Source organism: Terrilactibacillus tamarindi (genome assembly GCF_009718825.1).
Classification (GTDB): domain Bacteria; phylum Bacillota; class Bacilli; order Bacillales; family Sporolactobacillaceae; genus Terrilactibacillus; species Terrilactibacillus tamarindi.
Map to the genome: position 1 here is coordinate 1 of NZ_WNHB01000045.1, position 1,752 is coordinate 1,752.

At 41.6% G+C, this 1,752-nt stretch carries 1 protein-coding gene; it reads left to right on the forward strand.

Going from position 1 to position 1,752, the window contains the following annotated elements:
- The first annotated feature begins 126 nt into the window (after positions 1-126).
- Positions 127-1,413 (forward strand): IS110 family RNA-guided transposase, encoded by a 1,287-nt coding sequence (locus GMB86_RS15240; protein WP_155221389.1) that lies wholly within the window; start codon positions 127-129, stop codon positions 1,411-1,413.
- Positions 1,414-1,752 lie beyond the last annotated feature (339 nt).

Genomic DNA, 1,752 nt, shown 5'->3' on the forward strand with positions numbered 1-1,752 from the left:
ATTCCTGTATTAAAGAAAATGAGGCATAATGAAGGTTTTTCGGATTGTACAGAAAAGAGCCCTCTTGGTATAGTACGGAGTGTCAATGCAATGACCTCTAATTTGAATACCAAGGAGGACTCATATATGAATTATAACCAAAATCGAAAAATCTCTCAAATCACTGAAGAAACATTGATCATAGGTGTTGACATTGCTAAACACAAACACGTTGCCCGAGCACAAGACTTTAGAGGCATTGACCTCTCTAAGCGTCTTGTCTTTAAGAGTCATTTGGATGGCTTTCAAACCCTTATCAAATGGGGAAATGAATTAATGAAACGCCACCAAAAGTCAAAGGTTATTGTCGGGATGGAGCCTACGGGCCATTATTGGATGACTCTGGCTTATTACCTAAAAGCACATGACATCAAGGTTGTCACTGTCAATCCGATGCATGTGAAAAAGAGTAAAGAGCTGGATGACAATTCTCCGACAAAGAATGACACCAAGGATGCCAAAGTCATTGCCCAGCTAATTAAAGACGGTCGCTACTCTGAGCCAACATTACCAGAAGACATCTATGCCGAATTAAGGCAAGGTATAAAGCTGTACGATCAACTCATTCAAGACAGAAATGCCGTTAAAGCTAAAGTGCACAATTGGCTGGATCGGTATTTCCCTGAGTTTTTAACGGTCTTTAAGGATTGGGAAGGCAACGCAGCACTCCAAGTATTACGAATGAGCTTGCTTCCACAAGACATTGTGGTCATGAAGGATGAAGATATCCTTTTTGAAATCAAGAAAGTCGCTAAACGAGCGGTTGGGCTGAAACGCATTCAACGACTCAAATCGGCTGCCAAGCAATCTGTAGGATTGACGATTGGTTCCCGATTCGCTAAAGAAGAATTACGGTTTCTAACGGAACAGTACGATGATTTATCCGAGCGGATTGACCGCCTGGCTAAGGAATTATGTGAGATGGTACTCACTATTCCTGGTGCTAAAGAAATGAGTGACATTAAGGGGATAGGACTCATGACTGTGGTGGGCTTTTTCGCCGAAGTCGGTGACCTTTCGCAATATGACCATCCACGCCAATTACTCAAGTTAGCGGGCTTGAACTTGCGAAAGAACGAGTCTGGTAAACATAAAGGTCAGACAACGATAACGAAGAGAGGCCGCAAACGTTTAAGAGCCCTATTGTTCCGTGTCGCTATGCCTTTAGCTGCCACAAACCAGGCCTTTAAATCTTTACATGAATACTATCGCCATCGTACTGAAAATCCGTTAACAGGAAAACAAGCATTAGTCGCTTTGTGTAGTAAACTGATTCGCGTTTTATTTATCATTGGACGCCGTCAATGTGCATTTAGTGAAGAGAAAATGATACAAGATATGCCTCATCTTCAGAATCAACTACAGGCATCTTAAAACGCATTTTATTAAGAAAATAGCCCCTTTGAATGATCTCGAACGCTAATAATTGAAGCACGGAGCAGTCGGTGTTATTGAATCCATTCGGGCATAGACCCAGCAAAGGAGCATTTCCGACCTCCACCTCATGGATAGGTAGAACGAAGGAATGTTGGAGCTTAGACTCTGTGAGACATGGGAGGGTAAACCACCATGAGTTCTGTGGAGATCCCTATGTGCGATTATACTATTCTATTTACCAGATAAAGGTAAATGAGGCCTTTGTCTTATATAAATCTACTATCAGCATCCAGAAATTTGACATTATACATTTTCTATCCATAAGTCAATTGTTAG